Here is a 19325-nt window from a genome sequence, read left to right on the forward strand (position 1 = left end):
AAATCAATTTCATGAAAACAGATTTCACTTAAATGAAGAATATATGAAAGCCAAAATCAATCGCTAAGAGAGCGGTTTCAAAAAGTGGTGTTTTTTGTTAACTTTAAGGCGATCAATGAATTCTTGAGGCCCAAGTAAAGCAATGATCTCTTATTTTTATTAAACATAAAGAAAGAAGTGATGAGATGAAAAAGAAAAGTACTATGGACAAGTTTACGGATTTCGCATTGAAGATATCTGAGCCATTAGGAAAGTTTGCTAATACAGATGCTATTTTTTCTATTGTTTCAGGATTGACTGCGGTGATGCCGATCATTATGATAGGCTCAATATTTCTTATATTTTATGTATTAGGCTCACCTGATGTGGGGACAAGTGGCAAAGCCTTATTACCATTTCTATCACCATGGACACAAAATTTTGTTTGGTTAAATAACGCTACTCTGGGGATGATGGCATTGTATTGCTCTGTAGCGATTCCTTATACATTTGCGGAAAGAAAAAAAGTCAGCACAAAAAGTGCCTCGTTGATGGGGATTGCTACATTTATTTTATTTACAGTGGGGGGCTTAGATAGCGAAGGTGGCATTCTTATTAATTCTTTTAGTGCAAGTGGGTTGTTTGCGTGTATTTTAACCAGTTTGATCAGTGTTTCGATATTGAAGTGGTGTATTGAACACAATGTCACAATTAAAATGCCTAGTTCAGTACCTCCGAATGTCGGAATGGCTTTTGCTTCGCTGATTCCTTATGCAATTTCTTTTACATTAGCCTGGTCTATCCGCTCTCTTTTAAACTTTGATTTTGTTTCTTTTCTAAATTCAGTTCTGGAGCCTATTATTTCAGGGTCAGATTCCATTTGGACGGCCATGTTGTTATCATTCTTAGTTTTATTGTTATGGAGTATAGGTTTGCACGGTGATAATATGCTACTGTCGCTTTTTACACCCTTTGGGCTGATGTGGATCAATCAAAATGCTGAAGCACTAAGTAATGGTGTGCCAGCAAACGAGTTACCGCAAATTTTGGCGGGAATCGGTCAAACAGGATTGTTGCGTTTATCTATCTGGACCTCTGCAGTATGGCCGTTGATCTTTCTAATGGTCATTTCCAAAAACAAATTTTTAAAAACATTAGGGTGGACTACATTTGGACCTGGAATTTTTACGATCGTTGAGCCAGTAGTTTATGGATTGCCAATTGCTTTAAATCCATTCCTCATGATTCCTTTTATATTAAGTGGTACCGTGGCTACAGGAATCGGTTACTTGCTAATGTCTACGCCCTTGTTAGGAAAATTTTACGCTCTAGTTCCTTGGGCAACGCCACCGTTTCTCTTAGGTCCATTAGGAACAGGAGATTGGAAAACGATCATTATTCCAGTGATGGCATTTATTATAGGGTTGGTTATATATTTACCTTTTTGGCGATTATATGTGAAATCCCTAGAAGATGGGGCTGTTGAAGAATCCGTGTAAAAAGTAGTTGAATCCCTTCTCATGAAGAGAAAAAAAAGAGCTGTCTTAAACAGAAGAAACCGATTTTATGATGACAAGCCAATGAGTTAGTGCTATAGTTAAAGAAAGAAAACCCACGTGGATTGTTACTGACTCGATCAGGCAAGACCTAAATAAGAAAGCGCTATTCTCGTTTTAGCAGCGGCTCTTATTTAGGTTTTTTGTTTTTTATCGGAGATTTTTCAGTAACCAGCTAGGTAGGTTTATCAAAAGAAAACAAAAGGAGAACGAGCAAATGGCAAAATTTCCAGAAAATTTCTTATGGGGCGGCGCGACCGCAGCGAATCAATTAGAAGGGGCGTTCGATCGCGATGGCAAAGGATTGTCAGTGGCGGATGCAATGCCTGGCGGCAAACAGCGTTTAGCGATTTTAGGTAGTGATACGTTTGATTGGACGATCGATGAGAACAAATACACCTACCCAAATCATCGCGGGATCGACCATTATGACCGTTTCAAAGAAGACATTGCGTTGTTTGCAGAAATGGGCTTCAAGAGCTATCGTTTTTCTATCGCATGGACACGTATCTTTCCAAAAGGCGATGAAACGACACCAAACGAAGCTGGGCTAGCATTTTACGATGCGCTGATCGATGAATGTTTGAAATACGGGATCGAGCCAGTGGTTACGATCTCTCACTATGAAATGCCCTTGCATTTAGCCAAAGAATACGGTGGCTGGAAAAACCGAGCATTGATCGATTTCTATGAACGTTTTGCAAAAGTTGTCTTGGAACGGTTCCACAGCAAAGTCAAATACTGGATGACCTTCAATGAGATCAACTCTGCGTTCCATTTCTCCGCATTGAGTCAAGGAATGGTCAACAGCACGGGTGCCAGCGACTTTACAAACGTGATCCAAGCGTGGCACAACCAATTTGTTGCCAGCAGTAAAGCAGTCAAAATCGGCCATGAATTAAACCCAGAGTTACAGATCGGTTGTATGATCATTTATGCAACGACTTACAGCATTGATGCGAACCCAGTCAACCAAGTGGCGACGATGATCCATAATCAAGCCTTCAACTACTACTGTGCCGACGTGCAAGTACGTGGAAAATACCCATCCTTTACGGATCGTTTGTACAAAGAACACGGTGTCAATAAAGAGGATCTTGAGATTACCGAAGAAGACTTAGCCTTGATCGCTGAACATACTGTTGACTATGTTGGCTTCAGCTACTACATGTCTTCTGCCGTGGATATCACCACAGAAGAAGCCGATGAAGTGCAAGGAAACTTGTTGGGCGGCGTCCGCAATCCATTCTTAGAAGCAAGTGAATGGGGCTGGCAAATCGACCCAGAAGGGCTGCGCATCGCATTGAATGAACTGTATGATCGTTACCAAAAACCGTTGTTTATCGTGGAAAACGGCTTAGGAGCCATTGATACCTTTAACGAAGAAGGTAAGATCGAAGATGATTATCGTATCGATTACTTGCGACGCCACATTGAAGCAATGGGGGAAGCGATCGCTGATGGCGTAGACTTGATCGGTTACACCCCATGGGGCTGTATCGACCTTGTCAGTGCTTCAACAGGCGAAATGAGCAAACGCTATGGCTTTATCTATGTTGACTTTGATGACGAAGGCAACGGCACGATGGATCGTTCCAAGAAAAAATCCTTCGATTGGTACAAACAAGTCATTGCAACAAACGGAGAAGAGTTGGCCTAAGTGTTTCGTTAGACTCACGGATGACACAGGATCCGTTATAAAAGAAAACCGATCAACGGTGCTCCTATACAGGCGCATCGTTGATCGGTTTTTTGGTGATATTTGGTTTTAACGGGTACGTTCATAGCTGTCTCGTAACAAAGATTGGAGTTGTTTTTCTGATACAGAGCCATCTAGTAATGCGGTGAGCCAATGGTTTTTATTCATGTGATAAGCGGGTAAATAGCCGCGACTTTGATTGATGATCGAAACCATTTCGGGCGCTGCTTTGACATCTAAAATTTCGATCATTCCCGTTCCTTCCAAGCCTAATTTTTGCTTTTCTACAGTCATCAGCAAGCCAAACCATTTGCCACTTTTGCGGTGCCGCAAGACTTGGTACTCGGGAAACTTTGCAAATGGATGGTCGACCTGAACATCATTGAAGGTCTGAGCGAAGGCGATCAGACGGTTTTTAAGATCCATGGGTATCCCTGCCTTTTTATTCAATCAAGTCCAGTATACCGTATTTTTGTCGAAATTTTGCTAGAAAAGGAGATTGGGCTCTTTGGTTTAATGAGCCGTATCACCTGTTGCATCGATAGTTATAAATAAGGCAAAGTAGCAGGCGATTTATTTTCTCAATTTGACACTCGGCTTTCGGCATTACTTGTCATTACATTCGATTATGATATAATGTTCTTACAGTGTAATTACAAAAACGAAGAGAGGAGTGCAACGATGATTACGAAAACAAGAAAACAAGGGAATTCCATTATGTTGACGGTGCCCAAAGACTTTGGTATTCCTAATGGTGTGGAAGTAGAAGCAAAGCTAGTAGAAAATGGGATCTTGTATGAATTTATTGAACCGGTAAAGCCATTCGATGATTTCAGTGAAGATATCTTGACTGATATTATTAATGAGGGATACGAACACGAAGATATTTTATCCGAATTTAAAGCGCGTAAGAGTAAGCTGATTTCTTCATTTAAGACAATTGCAAAGGAGACTGCTACCGACGGGAAAGCAATGACCAAAGAGGAGTTGGCAACTGAAATTGGCTTATGAGGTGATTCCATCTAGACAAGTAGTGAACTATTTAAAAAAGTTGAAGGAGAAACCGCTGAAACAAAAGTTTCTTCATGTCATTTATGATGAAATAGCTGTCGAACCGTATAGCGGCGATCAAAAAACTGGCGATTTAGCTGGAATCTGGTCGAAGGGTTTTAAGTATGCAGGGACAACCTATCGTATTGCTTATGATGTGATCGATGACCAAGTGATTCCAGTCTTGTTATGTGGCACCCATGAGAATTTTTATGAACAGGTAAAGCAGTTAATGAAATAACTGGGGACCTGAATCGAAGAGTTGCGCGTAGGCGGACTCTTTTTTTGCTTTCTATTAAAAGGTACGATAAGAGAAAGGTTCTAAGAAATGGATGCCTATGCTAAGATAGAAGAAACCGGCAGCGTAAATAAGCAAGTGAGGTGGTCGCTATGAAAACGACAAGTCAAGTATACATTCGTTTAAATGAACATCTATTTAAATGCAAAAAATACGATTTGAATTTTTTGATAACAAAACTTTTAATTGAGCGAATCGATGAATTTCCTGCGATCTATATTGAAGAAATCGCCTATGCTGCACAGACGACCCCTGCCAGTATCACTAAATTTTGTAAGAAACTTGGTTATGCTAGTTTTAAAGAAATGCGTAATGACCTCACGATTTATTTTGAACAAGAATACCATTTAGCAAATACGATGTTTGAAGGGATGTTAGCGAATCTCGATACAAAGAGTGAAGTATCTGAAATGGTTGACCAATTTTTAGCCCGAGAGTACATGGTTCAAAAACAGATTTTTGACCAATTTGATCAACACCAATGCACACGGATCGCAGAAGAAATGAAACGAAAAAAACGAGTGGCGATTTTGGGTAACAGCTATTCTTTTTCGGTTGTTAATCTCCTGCGGGAACTGCTTAGTCAAATGGGCTATATCGTTTTTGAAGTAAACCGTAATGCGGAAGATCAGCTGATTGATCAAGTACTGCGGGAAACAGATATTTGTTTTGTGATCAATCTAACAGGCAGCTGGATCGATAAACAGGCCTACTTGCTTGAAAAAACGGCCTGTCAGAAAGTTTTATTGACGTTCAGCGAGCAAGCCGCTCAAAGCAATCTGTTTGAAGAGTGTGTCTTGTTTAAAGAGGTCGTTCCATTGATGTCGTCGAATTATTACTCGCAAAAAGTGCTTCATCTATGGATGATTTTTATGATTATGAATATGAGAAAAGAGTAAACGTAAAAAGCTATTTTCCATTTTTGGAAAATAGCTTTTATTGTTTCCTTATGAGAAAGCGCTTATATTCAAGTTAAGATATATCTTAAAAAATTTAGGAGGATTTACTGATGGATAAATTAATGCAATTTATTGAAACCAAAGTGATGCCGCCAATGATGAAACTTTCTAATCAACGTCACTTGAGTGCTGTTCGCGATGGATTGATCGCAACGATTCCAATCACAGTGATTGGATCGATCTTTTTATTGATTCCATACATTCCATGGCCTCAATCCTATGTATCGTTTATGGGCAATCATCCCGACTTAGTGGCAAAACTGATTATTCCCTTCAATATGAGTATGGGACTGCTTTCGATCTATGCAGCTTTTGGCATCGGCGCACGATTAGCGCAAAGCTACCAACTGGATAGTTTGGCAGGGGGCGTTTCTGCAATTTTTACCTTTTTTACTACATTGACCTTCACTTCTTTAGATGAAGGAACGTTTATCTCTACGCAATATCTTGGAGGAGAAGGCATGTTCGCCAGTATTTTGACCGCTATATTAGCAGTCGAGTGCATGCGCCTTTGTAAAAAATACAATATTGGGTTTAAACTGCCCGAGCAAGTCCCTACGAATGTCAGCAGTAGTTTTGAAGTGATTATTCCCGTGTTTTTTTCAATGACGATCGTTTGGATCATTGTTCACTTGATCGGCTTTGATATCAATGCCCTGATTGCAAGTTTGATCACACCATTGTTAAGTGTTTCTTCCAACTCGTTAGCAGCACCTTTGGTCTATGTAGGATTGACTTGTATCATGTGGCTATTTGGGATTCATCCGCAAATATTAGCGACGGTGATGTTGCCGATCTGGCTAGTCAATTCTGAAGCAAACATGGCAGCAGCACAAGCCGGACAAGCGATTCCTAATCTGGGGGTACAGCCGTTTATCTTTACTTTCTTATGGATCGGCGGTGGCGGAGGAACCTTAGCACTTTGCGCAATGATGTGTTTCTCCAAATCAAAATTTTTAAAACAGCTTGGTCGTCTCAGCTTTATTCCTGGGGTCTTCAACATCAATGAGCCGTTGTTGTTTGGGTTGCCGATCGTTTTAAATCCAGCACTGGCGATTCCCTTTGTCGTGGCACCAATCGTGACCACTTTCGTGACTTATTTCGCCTTTGTGTCCAATCTTGTTCCCGGAATGGCGTATCCATTAGCGGCTGTGTGGACGGTTCCGAGTATTTTTTCAGCAGTGATCGCAACAGCCAGCATTCGCGGTGCTGTCTTAGTTGTGGTGAATTTCTTGATTTATTTGGGCATTTATTATCCTTTCTTCAAGGCCTACGAGCGCAAATTAGTGCTTGAAGAAGGACAAACCGAAGCATAAGTCTATGAGATGAGCAATCAAATTTTGAGAAGAGGAGCAATGACATGAAGAAAAATAAGAAGCAATTTCCTGCCGAGTTTTATTGGGGAGGTGCAGTTGCCGCAAATCAATTAGAAGGGGCCTATCTTGAAGGGGGAAAAGGCTGGAGCGTGGCAGACATCAATCGCTTTCGTGATGATATCGATATAAAAAAGAAAAGCAACAAAGAGATAACGACGGCAGACGTAGAATTTGCTTTAAATGATCAAGAAGGGCGTTACCCGAAACGGGATGGGATCGATTTTTACCACACATTTCGTGAGGATCTGGCACTCTTGGCAGAAACAGGCATGAATTCGTTTCGAACATCTATTAGCTGGGCGAGGATTTTTCCAAAGGGAGACGAACAAACGCCTAACGAAGAAGGGTTGCGCTTTTATGACGAATTGATCGATTGTATCCTTGAAAACGGCATGGAACCCTTGATCACCTTGTCTCATTATGAAATGCCGATCCATTTAGCGATGGCTTATGACGGCTGGTCAAATCGAAAACTGATTGATTTCTTTGTTCATTTTGCGCAAGTCGTATTCAAGCGTTACCAAGGAAAAGTCAAATATTGGATCTTAGTCAATCAAATGAACTTGATTACCCATGAATCGTTTAACCACCTTGGTATTCCCGCTGACCGAGTCGACAATCTGAAGCAAGCTAAGTACCAAGGGGTTCACAATGAATTGGTAGCATGTGCGAGAGCGATCAAAGTAGGGAAAGAAATTGATCCTTCTTTTCAAATTGGGATGATGTCTTACTATGGCAATGTTTATCCGGCTACATGTAAACCGTTGGATGTTCTGAGTGCTCTCAAAAATAATCAAATGGAATATTATTATTCAGATGTACTTGCGCGGGGAACTTATCCGAATTATGCCTATCGCTTTTTTGAAGAAAACGGCATCGAGATTCAATTTGGGGAAAACGATGAAGCGGACTTTAAGCATACGGTTGATTTTGTTTCTTTCTCCTATTACTACACGCGAATCATTCATAGTGAAAACTACGGGAAAGAAGATGCAGCTTCGCCTAACCCTTATTTAGAAGCAAATGACTGGGGCTGGGCAATTGATCCGATTGGGCTGCGGATCGCTTTGAATGAGTATTATGATCGGTACCAATTGCCGATCATGATCACAGAAAATGGTATGGGCTTTTATGAGACATTGAATGAAGAAGGGACGATCGATGATACGTATCGCATTGATTTTCTGAAACAGCACATTGAACAAATGAAAGAAGCAATCTATGATGGCGTAGAACTGATCGGCTACTATCCTTGGGGACCGATCGATCTTGTCAGCTGCTCCTCATCAGAAATGAGCAAGCGGTATGGGTTCATTTACGTGGATCTAGATGATTGGGGTAATGGTTCAGGAAAACGGTACAAAAAAGCCAGCTTTGACTGGTATAAGAAAGTGACGGCTTCTAACGGAGAAGTCCTCGATTAAAAAATAAGCGGCAACGACGAAGCAGGAGCTTGATCGGTGCCGCTTTTTTGTTATTTATAGGGAGTCAGAAGGAAGAAGCCAGCGCCATCAGCGTAACCGTTTCTGATAAAGCATTCGTGCCAAGAACCAGCTCACCACTACGATACCGCCGCACCAGCTAAAGGCACTGATCAAGGTGGTATCTTTCAAGTTTAACAAAAGTCCTCGCAAAGAATGGATGATCGGCGACATTGGTTGGTATTCAGCAAAAACGGCTAACGGGCGCGGCATGGTTTCCGTAGGGACGAAACCAGAGCTTAAGTAGGGCAACAGGGTGATCAAGACAGTAAACAAGGTAGCTGTCTCGGGGCTTTTGGCGATGAGACCAACCAGAACTGAGACCCAAGTGAAGGCGAAGGTGAAGCAAAAGATCAATAGGAAGGCGAGTCCCCAGCCTGTAACTGTGGCTTGAGGGCGAAAACCGATGACCATGGCAACGATCAACACGACCAAGGTACTGATCAAGCTCCGAAGGGTCGCGGCGAAGACATGGCCGTTTAAAAAGGCTGAGTTAGAGATGTTCAAGGTCATCAGCCGTTCCACCATGCCGGATTTCAAATCTTCCGTCACCGTTACCCCAACGGAGGAGGCGCTTTGGGCGATACATTGGACGAGAACACCAGGAACGACAAAATCGACATAAGAGGTATCACCGACGTTCATGGCTCCCCCAAAAACATAGACAAAGAGGATCATTAAAATCGCTGGGGTCAAAATTCCACTTAGTAAAGTCTCCATACTGCGAATCGATAGCAAGAGATTGCGCTTGAATAAGGTGTTGGTTTCTATAATTGCTTTCATTGGTTTCCTCCTTGGACAAGTGTTAGAAAAATATCCTCTAAAGAAGCATTCTTTTGATTAAAACTGGTGATGGTGATCGGTAGTTGATTGAGTTCCTGCAACAGCGTGAAGGAATGCTGGAAGTCTTGACTGACGGGAAATGTCAGAGAGAGACTGTACTCATTGACTTGCAGCGGAAAATCAGACAGATGCTGACGCACGGTTTGCAAGTGTTCTTTTGTCAATACGCTGATTTCCATCGTTTGCGAAGGGTGCAGTGCTTTGACTTCCTTTGGTGTTCCTTGCAAGATGATTTTCCCTTCATGCAAGATGGCGACTTGGTCTGCTAAAAATTCAGCTTCTTCTAGGTATTGGGTCGTCAGGAAAATCGTTCGTCCTTGAGCGGCGATCTCTTTGATCATGTGCCATGTGGCTAAGCGGTTTTGCGGGTCTAACCCGGTCGTCGGTTCATCCAAAAAGAGCAGGTCAGGTTCGCCGATAAAACTCATGGCGATGTCTAAGCGTCGTCGCATGCCACCAGAATAATTTTTGACTAGTCGGTTGCTGGCATCCACCAAATCAAAACGCTCTAACAAATGTTGGACGATCAACGGTTTGTTTTTGACATGGCGCAAGGCAGCAATCATCAGCAAGTTTTCTCGTCCGGTTAGTTCTTGATCGACGGCGGAAAATTGCCCCGTCAGACTGATTTTCTCGCGAATCGCTGCTGGATCTTTGGTCAAGTCGATCCCATCGATCAGCGCGGTTCCTTGGTCAAAAGGCAGGATAGTGGACAAAATTTTGACTAGAGTGGTTTTTCCAGCACCGTTTGATCCTAGTAAGACAAATACTTCGCCAGGAGTGACGTCAAAAGTGACCTCTTTCAAAACGGTTTTGTCTTTGAAACTTTTTTGTAAATGTTTCACGTGAAGCATTTTCTTTTTTAAATGGGTATCCATAGCTTTTCCCTCGTTTCTATAAGATAATTCAACTATAAAGGCTCTTCGGGAAAAGCAACTGCTTATTTCAATATATTGAAAAAGAAGGTGAAAAAATGAACAATTATGGTGCGACAGTGAAAGAGCTTCGCAAAAGCAAAGGCTTGCTGTTGAAGGAATTAGTGGATGAACAATTGTCGATGTCTTTGTTATCGCAATTTGAAAATGGCAAAACGACGATTTCCTGCGAACGATTTCATCGCTTGCTAGATAAATTGGAAGTGAGTTTTGCCGAATTTCAGCTGCTGCATACGGGGGAGCATCATTCGGAGGCTCAAAAGCTAATGGTCGACTATGTCCGTTCGATGGGGATCGAATCCATTGATGAAGTACCTAAACTAAAAAAGAAATATCAAAAGCTGACCGCCTACTTTCAACGACATTACTCCTTGGAGCTGGACCACTTCTTGCAACTGATCCGTTTTGACTACTTGATGAAAGAGGAGCTTTTTAAAGGGGTGCCCATCCAGGAGGCTTACCCGAAGCACAATTATTGTTTGGACTCTGCCAAGCATTACTTGCTGAATACTGATACATGGGGTGTTTATGAGCTGCGGCTATTTGCCCGCGTAGCAGTTTCGATGGAGCCAGCTTTGCTTTGGCGCTGTTTGACGATCGCCATCAAAAAGAGCCAGCGCTTTGCAAAAATCCCCGGCAACAAAGATATTCTATACAACACCTTTGAGACGGTGTTTTCCGTCTTTGCTGTTTTTGATGAGGTGGATTATGCGGAAAAGACCTTTCATTTATGGCGAGATCATGTTTATGAAAAAGAACACATTGAGCAAGCGATCTTTATGCCTTTTTTTGAAGGCTGGACATGTCTATTAAAACAAAACAAGCCAAAAGCGGCGGACTTAATGCAACAAACGTTAGATCAATTGGAAAGCTTAGGGATGAAGACTACGTTTTCCATGTATCAGTCATTAAGCACATTTGTTTTAAAGGAGGATTTCCCGGGAATTTTATTGAGTGATCCTTTGCTTTCTGAGGGAACGCGTTACGGTTGGGAAGAGCCTTAAAAAGCTATATCCCGCTGATGAAAGCGCCTTATGTTTAAGAATCGGAGAGGAAGTGATTAAAAATCAGTAAATGCAAGCAATTTGCTTCTTTTTTACTGATTAGAGGAGTATATTCGAAGTTGGAATTTTTCTTTCTTTAGAATTATTTTAATGCACTTTTTTATGAAATAGGAGGATGTAGGATGGATATTGTGACACTAGCGCGAATCCAGTTTGCGATGACGACGATTTTTCACTTTTTCTTTGTACCGTTTTCGATCGGAACTGGTGTCGTCGTTGCAATTATGGAGACACTTTATGTGATCAAAAAAGATGAAAAATATCGCCGGATGACGAAGTTTTGGGGAAATATTTTTCTATTGAGTTTTGCTGTCGGGGTCGTGACAGGGATCATTCAAGAATTTCAATTTGGGATGAACTGGTCAGACTATTCTCGTTTTGTCGGGGATATTTTTGGTGCGCCCTTGGCTTTGGAGGCTTTGTTGGCGTTCTTCTTAGAATCGACGTTCTTAGGATTGTGGATCTTTACATGGGATCGGGTCAGTCCCAAGCTGCACGCCACCTTTTTCTGGTTGGTGACGCTTGGTTCGATGCTATCGGCGTTTTGGATCTTAGCTGCCAATAGTTTTATGCAGCATCCAGTGGGGTATACCTTGAACAATGGCCGGGCAGAAATGACTGACTTCGGTGCATTATTGGCAAATCCACAAGTGTGGTATGAGTTTTTACACGTGATCACCGCAGCCATCACGATGGGCGGGATCATTGTTGCTGGCTTATCAGCCTTTCGTCTATTGAAGAAAGACAAAGACATTGACCGCGACTTCTTCAAAAAATCAATGCGGATCGGTTTTGCGGTGGCATTGTTCGGTTCATTCACCGTCTTGCTAGCCGGGGATGAACAAATGAAATACTTGGTTGAAGAACAACCAATGAAATTTGCCGCAATGGAAGGCACTTATGAAGATACCGGGAGTCCTGCGGCTTGGACTGTCGTTGCTTGGGCGAATGAAGCGGAACATCACCAAGTCTTCGGTATTTCGATTCCATATATGTTGAGTATCTTAGCCTTCAATGAACCCTTCGGCTCAATCGATGGGATGGATACGGTCAATCAGCAATTGATTGAAACCTACGGCGACCGTAATTACTACCCGCCGGTCAACACACTCTTTTGGAGCTTCCGGATCATGGCTGGTTTTGGTGCCTTGATGCTGTTGGTTTCTGGTCTGGGGTTGTATTTTACGCGTAAGAAGAAACCGTGGCTCTTTGAAAAACGCTGGCTGCTTTGGGTAGTGGCGATCACTTTGTTCACCCCATTTATTGCCAATACAGCTGGTTGGTTGATCACGGAGTTAGGACGTTACCCATGGACGGTTTACGGCTTGTTTACGATCGAAGATAGTGTGTCACCAAACGTTTCCGTGACCTCACTCTTGATCTCAAACATCGTTTACTTCCTCTTGTTCTCTGGCTTAGGTGGAACGATGGTCTATCTTGTGAAACGGGAAATGGATCATGGACCTGAAAAAGAAGCCTTTGGTGAAATCAGCCAAGGAGACAACCAAGATGGGTACGAAGACCCATTTGATAAGGAGGCGTTTGAAGGATGACCGGTCTGCAATTACTATGGTTCACGTTGATTGGGCTTTTATTTTCCGGATTCTTCTTCTTAGAAGGGTTTGACTTTGGTGTGGGGATGTCTGTGCAGACATTGGCTCACAATGAAGAGGAAAAAGACCAGATCGTTAAAACGATCGGGCCTGTCTGGGATGGCAATGAAGTGTGGCTATTGACCGCTGGCGGAGCGATGTTCGCCTCGTTTCCATACTGGTATGCTTCTTTGTTCAGTGGTTTTTATTTGATTTTGTTATTGATCTTAGTCGGGTTGATCATTCGCGGTGTTTCCTTTGAGTTTCGAGCGAACTTCCCGAAAGAACACAAAAACATTTGGAACTGGACGTTGACGATCGGCAGTACGATCGTACCGTTTTTCTTCGGTCTGATGTTTGTCAGCATGATCCAAGGAATGCCTTTGGGAGAAGATGGCAACATGACGGCAACCTTTACGGATTACGTCAATCCCTTTTCAATCGTTGGCGGGATCGCGTTGACTTTGTTGTGCTACTTGCACGGATTAAACTATATCGCTTTGAAAACGGAAGGTCCGATTCGGGCACGGGCACGCAACTATGCAAGTATTTTTTATGGCATCTTATATGCAGGCTTAGTCGTCTTTGCTGTGATGCTTTACTTCCAAACGGATTTCTTTGAGAATCATTTTGCGACAACGCTTGGTTTGTTGCTGGTGATCGTTGTCCTGACACTGATTGCAAATATCGGCGTCTTTAAAGGCAAAGAAATGATGGCTTTCATTGCGAGCGGCTTGACGTTGATCGCTTTGGTGGCATTGATCTTCACAGGGTTATTCCCAAGAGTCTTGATCAGTTCGATCGATTCAAGCTATGACCTGTTGATCGCTGATGCGTCTTCAAGCCGCTACACATTGAAGATCATGAGTTATCTTTCACTGACGATCTTACCTTTCGTCTTGGCCTATACGGCTTGGAGTTACTATATCTTCCGTAAACGGATCAGTCATACGGAGGCGTTGGAGGGGTATAAATGATTGATAAACAAATCATGAAGCTCCCAGGAATGAAACAACTTTTAGGGCTGCTTGCGGGACTTTCGTTCCTGCAGGCGCTCTTCATTATTGGGCAGGCGTATGGATTGGCACGTGCCATCACTGGCTTATGGGAAGGACGACCATTAGAGGAACAGTGGGGCTGGATTCTGCTGTTCTTTTGTTCGTTTATCGCCCGACAAGCCGTTATCTATTTCCGTTCCAAAAGACTCGATGATTACAGTTACCAGCAAGCCGCCGATTTGCGGGATCAATTGTTGGAGAAATTGTTTCGGGTCGGTCCTCAGATCGCACAACAGCAAGGGACGGGGAATGTAACAACGATGGTCTTGGAAGGGATCAACCAAGTCGAAAACTACTTGAAATTGATTCTTGCCAAAATCATGAATATGTCGATCATTCCTTGGGTCATTTTGGCACTCGTTTTTTATCTGGATTGGGAATCCGGCTTGGTCTTGCTGTTGGTGTTCCCCTTGATCATCATTTTTATGATCATCTTGGGCTATGCCGCGCAAAGCAAAGCGGAAAAACAATACCGAACGTTTCAATTACTGTCCAATCATTTCATCGACTCCCTGCGAGGGATCGACACGCTGAAATTGTTTGGGGTCAGTAAAAAATATGGCAAGAGTATCTTTGCTTCCAGCGAACGGTTTCGGAAAGCGACGATGGCTTCATTAAAAGTCGGTATTTTATCGACCTTCGCCTTAGACTTTTTCACGACCTTATCGATTGCCGTCGTGGCAGTCTTGCTAGGCTTGCGGCTGATCAATGAAGGAATCTTGCTGTTTCCAGCGTTAACCATCTTGATTTTAGCACCAGAATACTTCTTGCCGATCCGCGACTTTTCCAGTGATTACCATGCAACCTTAGACGGGAAAAATGCGATGACTGCGGTGACGGAGATCTTGCATCAGCCCGAAGCCCAAGTACCGGCAGTAACGGTGCCTCGTTGGCAGGAAGACGCCCAGTTAACGATCGATCAGCTGGCGTTTTCCTACGAGGAAAAAGCGGCTTTGACGGATATCAATTTGAACGTGACTGGCTTCAAAAAGATCGGGATCATCGGTCTGAGCGGTTCTGGCAAGTCTACCTTGATCAATACCTTGAGTGGCTTTCTCGTGCCAGACAGTGGCGAGATCACTCTTGGAGGGGCCAAGACCACGGCCTTTCGCCAAGCAAGCTGGCAAGAACAGCTGATCTATATTCCGCAAAATCCTTATATCTATCGGTTGACCTTGCAGGAAAATGTCGCGTTTTATCAGCCGACAGCTACCAAAGAAGCCGTACTGAAAGCCATTGAAGTGGCAGGCTTGACTGAGCTTTTGGCGGAGCTGCCGCAAGGGTTGGATACGATGTTAGGAGAAGGGGAACGGCATCTAAGTGGTGGACAAGCCCAGCGGATCGCTTTAGCCCGTGCCTTTTTAGATCAGCAACGAAAGATTCTTTTGTTTGATGAACCAACGGCACATTTGGATATTGAAACTGAAGTTGCCCTCAAGGAACGGATGCTGCCGCTGATGGAAAACCGATTAGTCTTTTTTGCAACCCATCGCTTGCACTGGATGGAAGAAATGGATGAAATCATCGTGATGGATCAAGGAAGAATCGTGGAACAAGGAACCTTGGCACAACTGCAGCAAAAGCAAGGTGCTTTTACAGAACTAGTCAATGGAATGAGGAGGGAACAGCTTGAATAAAATCGGCTTATTGCGCTCATTGAAAACTGATACGTGGGTCAAGCCTTTCTTGTCAAAATACAAAAACGTTTTGGCGCTGGCCTTATTCCTAGGCTTCTTGACCTTTTTCTGTGGTGGGGCACTGATGTTTAATTCGGGGTACCTGATCAGCCGCTCGGCGTCGATCCCAGAAAACATTCTATTGGTTTACATCCCCATCGTACTGACCCGAGCGTTTGGGATCGGCCGTCCAGTTTTTCGCTATTTGGAACGGTTGACCAGTCATAGCTGGGTCTTGCGCATGACCTCTAATTTACGATTGAAACTGTACAACGTAGTAGAAAAAGATGCGATCTTCTTTAAGCAAGCGCATCGCACAGGGGATATCTTGGGCTTATTGGCAGAAGATATCAACCATATTCAAAACCTGTATTTGCGGACGATCTTTCCTACTGTGATCGCTTGGATCTTGTATGCGTTCTTGATCATTGGACTCGGCTATTTTTCTTGGTGGTTTGCTTTGGTCATGCTGCTGCTATTAGGGATCATCGTCTTTGTCTTGCCGCTTTGGTCGGTGATTATCAACGGCGCGCGGCAAGAAAAGCAAAAACACATGAAAAACAACTTGTATACGACACTGACGGATAATGTATTAGGGGTTTCTGATTGGGTCTTCTCTCAAAGAGGCAGCGAGTACGTGGCTGCCCATAAGGAACTGGAAACGCAGTTGCGGGCGGTGGATGAACAGATGCTGTCCTTTGATCGTCGGCGTGATTTTCTTTTACAAATCATCTTTGGAGTGATCGCTGTCGCATTGCTGCTTTGGACCAGCATTCGCTTTCCAGGTAACCACGGAGGAGCAGCCAACTGGATCGCTGCCTTTGTCCTGTGTGTCTTTCCTTTAGTTGATGCATTTGCGCCATTACCGTCAGCTGCTCAAGAAACCAATCGCTACAAAGACTCCATCGATCGCTTCAATGCATTGCCAGAAGAAAATCGCCAAGTCTCCATGGAGCAACCGTCAGTACCTGAAGTGACGGGCCTCGTGTCGATCACAGTCAAGGACTTGCATTTTCAGTATCCTGAAGGCAAAGAAGTGCTTCATGGGCTAGATCTAACGATTCCTGCACATCAAAAACTAGCGATCCTTGGCCGCAGCGGTTCTGGGAAAAGTACCTTTGCCTCCTTGTTGCGAGGGGATCTGCAACCGACGCAAGGGTCGATCACCTTAAACGACGTGCCTGTGACGGCATTGAGTGAGTCGATCAGTGACTTGATCGGTGTCATCAATCAAAGTCCCTATCTTTTCCATACGACCGTCTTGAATAATATTCGGTTAGGCAATGAGTCGGCTTCGGAAGAAGAAGTCTGGCGCGTACTGGAGCAAGTCGGGTTGAAAGAAATGGTGGCAGCTTTGCCTAATGGTTTGGCGACGATGGTGGATGAAGCCGGCTTGCGTTTTTCTGGTGGAGAACGGCATCGTTTGGCATTGGCGCGAATCTTGCTAAAAGACACCCCAATCATCTTATTGGATGAGCCAACCGTCGGCTTAGACCCAATCACGGAACAAGGCGTGCTCGAAACCTTTTTCAAAGTGTTGGAGAACAAAACGATCATTTGGATCACCCACCACTTGCAAGGAATTTCGATGATGGACCGTGTGCTCTTTATTGAAGATGGACAGTTGACCATGAGCGGAACACCTGCCGAATTGGCAGCAGAAAACAAACATTTTCAATACTTATTGGCCATTGACCAAGGACGACGATAAAAAAGAGCGTCCATCAATCAGTGATGGACGCTTTTCTTCTCATTGCTGTATGGCTCAGTAATTGCGCTGCAAGAGCAGTTCAGTTAATGAACGAATTTTGGCTTTGCTAGGTGCTTCGGGCAGTAGATCGATGTCGTCTAAGGCTTTTTGCGTATAGGTGACTGCGAAAGCGCGCGCTTTTTCGACACCACCGTAACGGACGACAAGATCCGCAACTTCTTGGGCTTCTGCCAAAGAGAGTGCTGCTTTTTTATTCAAATAAGGAGCGAATGCTGCAGGTGCCTGTTCTTTGGCAAATAGCAGCGGTAAGGTATAGACCCCTTGCGCCAAATCTTCTAGAATCGGTTTTTTCAAGGTGCCGCTATCAGAGGTGTAGTCGAGAATATCGTCGAATACTTGAAAGGCGATCCCGATGTTGCGACCAATCTCACCCGCCCGTTCTTGGTTTTCTGTATCGAGGCCGCCAAAATGAGCGCCTTCGAGACAAGCGAGCCAAAACAGTTCAGCGGTTTTGCCGTTGATGCTTTGCAGATAGTCGTCAATCGATTCATGGATGTTGTAGCGAGTGTGCATTTGATCAAGTTCACCTAAAAGGAGCCGTTTCATGGCTTGTGCGTTGGTTTTTAAAAACGGGGAGCCATTCATACTTTCGATCAAAAGCTCAAAAAATTGGGTGAACAAAAGATCACCCGTGTAGACCGCGATATCCTTGCCATATTTGGCTTGAACAGTGACTTGACTACGCCGCAGCGGCGAATCGTCAATAATGTCGTCATGGATCAAAGTGGCCATGTGTAAAATTTCTAGAGAAGCAGCAATTTTTGTTAATTGGTCGGTTTTTTTATAATGGGGATCGCCTAAGTCAGCAAACAAAAAAAAGAGCGCTGGCCGCAGCATTTTTCCACCTGAATAAGTAAAGTCGATCAAAACATCTTGTATCTCTTTGTTACGAACAGTAACGTGTTCTTCAATGATGGAACATACGGTTTTCAATCGTTGTTCGATCGTCGGATAATCGATCCAAAAGTCAAACATAGTATAACCCTTTCTAACAGTCATTCAGCCCTTATTCTAGCGTAAAGGGGCGTGATTGACTAGTTTAATGCACTCACTAAAGGAGGTGAAGTTGTGACGCTACCTGTATTTTTAGAACTTGTCGAATTTAAAGCAAAAACCGCCAGTATTTTGCCATTTTTTATTGGTGTCTGCTACAGCTGGTACAATTATCAAACGATTCATCTTGGCTATGTCTTATTGTATTTCATTGCCATGCTGATTTTCAATATGGCGGTGGATATTTTAGATAACTACAACGATTACCATCATGCCACAGAAGGGCATGACTACAAAGAAAAAACCAATATCATTGGTCGGGAACAGTTGTCTGTCAAATTGGTTTTTTGGTTGATGGTCTCCATGATCATCATTTCCGCCGCTATGGGGATCGCCTTGGCAATGGTGGTTGGCTGGCCGCTCTTTTGGATGGGGCTGTATTGTTACCTAGTCGGGATCTTTTATTCCTCTGGTCCACGGCCGCTTTCTAGTTTGCCTTTAGGCGAGTTCTTTTCTGGCTTTACGATGGGCTTTATGATCTCATTGATCTGTGTCTATCTCAATGCCTATCAAACCTTTGAATGGAACGTTGCCACGATTGGTAGTATTTTCTTGATCTCATTACCCAACACATTATGGATCGCCAACTTGATGTTGGCAAACAACATTTGTGATCTGGAAGAGGATGAAAAAAATGAGCGCTATACGCTGGTGCATTACCTTGGTAAAGCCCGTGCGTTGAAATTATTTATCGCAATGAACGTCTTGGCGTTTGTTGCGATCATTGCCTCAGTTGCCCTCAACATTGCGCCTTGGTCACTGGTTCTGACCTTTTTCGCGGCGCCCTTTGTCTGGCAACAGACAAAACGATTTATGCAAAAACAAATCAAAAGAGAGACCTTCATTTGTGCCGTTCGGATCCTTGCGGTCGGAGCATGCGTACAAGTGCTAAGTTTTGCGATTGGTTTGATTTTATAATTTTTACAGCAAAGAAA

The 19325-nt window shown here is 43.4% G+C and carries 17 protein-coding genes; 13 read left to right on the forward strand and 4 right to left on the reverse strand.

Features of this window, described 5'->3' with window-relative positions:
* Positions 1-185 precede the first annotated feature (185 nt).
* Both ENLAB_RS09530 and ENLAB_RS09535 read left to right on the forward strand, forming a co-directional pair.
* Positions 186-1478: a PTS sugar transporter subunit IIC gene (locus ENLAB_RS09530; protein WP_118215754.1), complete on the forward strand. Its 1293-nt coding sequence runs from the start codon at positions 186-188 to the stop codon at positions 1476-1478.
* Between the two features lie 274 nt (positions 1479-1752).
* Positions 1753-3195 carry a glycoside hydrolase family 1 protein gene (locus tag ENLAB_RS09535; RefSeq protein WP_244350840.1) on the forward strand — a complete coding sequence of 481 codons (1443 nt, stop codon included), beginning with the start codon at positions 1753-1755 and terminating at the stop codon, positions 3193-3195.
* Between the two features lie 108 nt (positions 3196-3303).
* Here ENLAB_RS09535 and ENLAB_RS09540 read toward each other — a convergent pair whose 3' ends face one another.
* The gene (locus tag ENLAB_RS09540; protein WP_077453181.1) at positions 3304-3660 is read right to left on the reverse strand and encodes an MmcQ/YjbR family DNA-binding protein; all 357 of its coding nucleotides are present in this window, start codon (positions 3658-3660) and stop codon (positions 3304-3306) included.
* 255 nt (positions 3661-3915) lie between these two features.
* Between ENLAB_RS09540 and ENLAB_RS09545 the strand changes: the two genes are divergently transcribed.
* From ENLAB_RS09545 to ENLAB_RS09565, 5 genes are all read left to right on the forward strand, one after another.
* The gene (locus ENLAB_RS09545; RefSeq protein ID WP_081116686.1) at positions 3916-4245 is read left to right on the forward strand and encodes an AbrB/MazE/SpoVT family DNA-binding domain-containing protein; all 330 of its coding nucleotides are present in this window, start codon (positions 3916-3918) and stop codon (positions 4243-4245) included.
* Positions 4235-4525 (forward strand): type II toxin-antitoxin system RelE/ParE family toxin, encoded by a 291-nt coding sequence (locus ENLAB_RS09550; protein WP_244350842.1) that lies wholly within the window; start codon positions 4235-4237, stop codon positions 4523-4525. Before ENLAB_RS09545 ends, ENLAB_RS09550 begins: the two co-directional genes overlap by 11 nt.
* A 149-nt stretch (positions 4526-4674) precedes the next feature.
* Entirely contained in the window at positions 4675-5481 is an 807-nt protein-coding gene (locus ENLAB_RS09555) for a MurR/RpiR family transcriptional regulator (protein WP_244350844.1), read from the forward strand.
* A gap of 110 nt (positions 5482-5591) precedes the next feature.
* Complete coding sequence (locus tag ENLAB_RS09560; RefSeq protein WP_008376678.1) at positions 5592-6857, forward strand: PTS sugar transporter subunit IIC; 1266 nt, start codon at positions 5592-5594, stop codon at positions 6855-6857.
* Between the two features lie 44 nt (positions 6858-6901).
* Positions 6902-8341: a glycoside hydrolase family 1 protein gene (locus ENLAB_RS09565; RefSeq protein ID WP_008376676.1), complete on the forward strand. Its 1440-nt coding sequence runs from the start codon at positions 6902-6904 to the stop codon at positions 8339-8341.
* Positions 8342-8428: 87 nt separating this feature from the next.
* On the opposite strand, the gene ENLAB_RS09570 is transcribed toward ENLAB_RS09565, so the two are convergent.
* On the reverse strand, positions 8429-9181 hold the full coding sequence (locus tag ENLAB_RS09570) for an ABC transporter permease (RefSeq protein WP_077453179.1): 753 nt from the start codon (positions 9179-9181) through the stop codon (positions 8429-8431).
* Entirely contained in the window at positions 9178-10119 is a 942-nt protein-coding gene (locus tag ENLAB_RS09575; protein ID WP_077453177.1) for an ABC transporter ATP-binding protein, read from the reverse strand. The genes ENLAB_RS09570 and ENLAB_RS09575 overlap by 4 nt, the downstream gene beginning before the upstream one ends.
* A gap of 95 nt (positions 10120-10214) precedes the next feature.
* Between ENLAB_RS09575 and ENLAB_RS09580 the strand changes: the two genes are divergently transcribed.
* From ENLAB_RS09580 to cydC, 5 genes are all read left to right on the forward strand, one after another.
* Positions 10215-11180 (forward strand): Rgg/GadR/MutR family transcriptional regulator, encoded by a 966-nt coding sequence (locus tag ENLAB_RS09580; RefSeq protein WP_244350846.1) that lies wholly within the window; start codon positions 10215-10217, stop codon positions 11178-11180.
* A gap of 182 nt (positions 11181-11362) precedes the next feature.
* Positions 11363-12793: a cytochrome ubiquinol oxidase subunit I gene (locus ENLAB_RS09585; RefSeq protein ID WP_005232838.1), complete on the forward strand. Its 1431-nt coding sequence runs from the start codon at positions 11363-11365 to the stop codon at positions 12791-12793.
* Positions 12790-13809 carry a cytochrome d ubiquinol oxidase subunit II gene (gene cydB / locus ENLAB_RS09590; protein WP_005226530.1) on the forward strand — a complete coding sequence of 340 codons (1020 nt, stop codon included), beginning with the start codon at positions 12790-12792 and terminating at the stop codon, positions 13807-13809. The genes ENLAB_RS09585 and cydB overlap by 4 nt, the downstream gene beginning before the upstream one ends.
* Entirely contained in the window at positions 13806-15527 is a 1722-nt protein-coding gene (cydD, locus tag ENLAB_RS09595; RefSeq protein WP_005226535.1) for a thiol reductant ABC exporter subunit CydD, read from the forward strand. The genes cydB and cydD overlap by 4 nt, the downstream gene beginning before the upstream one ends.
* Complete coding sequence (gene cydC, locus ENLAB_RS09600) at positions 15520-17277, forward strand: thiol reductant ABC exporter subunit CydC (RefSeq protein WP_244350848.1); 1758 nt, start codon at positions 15520-15522, stop codon at positions 17275-17277. The genes cydD and cydC overlap by 8 nt, the downstream gene beginning before the upstream one ends.
* A gap of 54 nt (positions 17278-17331) precedes the next feature.
* On the opposite strand, the gene ENLAB_RS09605 is transcribed toward cydC, so the two are convergent.
* Positions 17332-18312, reverse strand: coding sequence for a polyprenyl synthetase family protein (locus ENLAB_RS09605; protein ID WP_005226544.1), 981 nt, complete (start codon positions 18310-18312; stop codon positions 17332-17334).
* 93 nt (positions 18313-18405) lie between these two features.
* Between ENLAB_RS09605 and ENLAB_RS09610 the strand changes: the two genes are divergently transcribed.
* Positions 18406-19308 (forward strand): prenyltransferase, encoded by a 903-nt coding sequence (locus tag ENLAB_RS09610; RefSeq protein WP_081117633.1) that lies wholly within the window; start codon positions 18406-18408, stop codon positions 19306-19308.
* Positions 19309-19325 lie beyond the last annotated feature (17 nt).

The sequence above is a fragment of the Enterococcus innesii genome (genome assembly GCF_022846515.1).
GTDB classification, from domain to species: Bacteria; Bacillota; Bacilli; order Lactobacillales; family Enterococcaceae; genus Enterococcus_D; species Enterococcus_D innesii.

Bases quoted from the DNA above. Each gene is read 5' to 3' on its own strand.
- ENLAB_RS09530 (WP_118215754.1), top strand. From the start codon at position 186: ATGAAAAAGAAAAGTACTATGGACAAGTTTACGGATTTCGCATTGAAG.
- ENLAB_RS09535 (WP_244350840.1), top strand. From the start codon at position 1,753: ATGGCAAAATTTCCAGAAAATTTCTTATGGGGCGGCGCGACCGCAGCG.
- ENLAB_RS09540 (WP_077453181.1), bottom strand. From the start codon at position 3,660: ATGGATCTTAAAAACCGTCTGATCGCCTTCGCTCAGACCTTCAATGAT.
- ENLAB_RS09545 (WP_081116686.1), top strand. From the start codon at position 3,916: ATGATTACGAAAACAAGAAAACAAGGGAATTCCATTATGTTGACGGTG.
- ENLAB_RS09555 (WP_244350844.1), top strand. From the start codon at position 4,675: ATGAAAACGACAAGTCAAGTATACATTCGTTTAAATGAACATCTATTT.
- ENLAB_RS09560 (WP_008376678.1), top strand. From the start codon at position 5,592: ATGGATAAATTAATGCAATTTATTGAAACCAAAGTGATGCCGCCAATG.
- ENLAB_RS09565 (WP_008376676.1), top strand. From the start codon at position 6,902: ATGAAGAAAAATAAGAAGCAATTTCCTGCCGAGTTTTATTGGGGAGGT.
- ENLAB_RS09570 (WP_077453179.1), bottom strand. From the start codon at position 9,181: ATGAAAGCAATTATAGAAACCAACACCTTATTCAAGCGCAATCTCTTG.
- ENLAB_RS09575 (WP_077453177.1), bottom strand. From the start codon at position 10,119: ATGGATACCCATTTAAAAAAGAAAATGCTTCACGTGAAACATTTACAA.
- ENLAB_RS09580 (WP_244350846.1), top strand. From the start codon at position 10,215: ATGAACAATTATGGTGCGACAGTGAAAGAGCTTCGCAAAAGCAAAGGC.
- ENLAB_RS09585 (WP_005232838.1), top strand. From the start codon at position 11,363: ATGGATATTGTGACACTAGCGCGAATCCAGTTTGCGATGACGACGATT.
- cydB (WP_005226530.1), top strand. From the start codon at position 12,790: ATGACCGGTCTGCAATTACTATGGTTCACGTTGATTGGGCTTTTATTT.
- cydD (WP_005226535.1), top strand. From the start codon at position 13,806: ATGATTGATAAACAAATCATGAAGCTCCCAGGAATGAAACAACTTTTA.
- ENLAB_RS09605 (WP_005226544.1), bottom strand. From the start codon at position 18,312: ATGTTTGACTTTTGGATCGATTATCCGACGATCGAACAACGATTGAAA.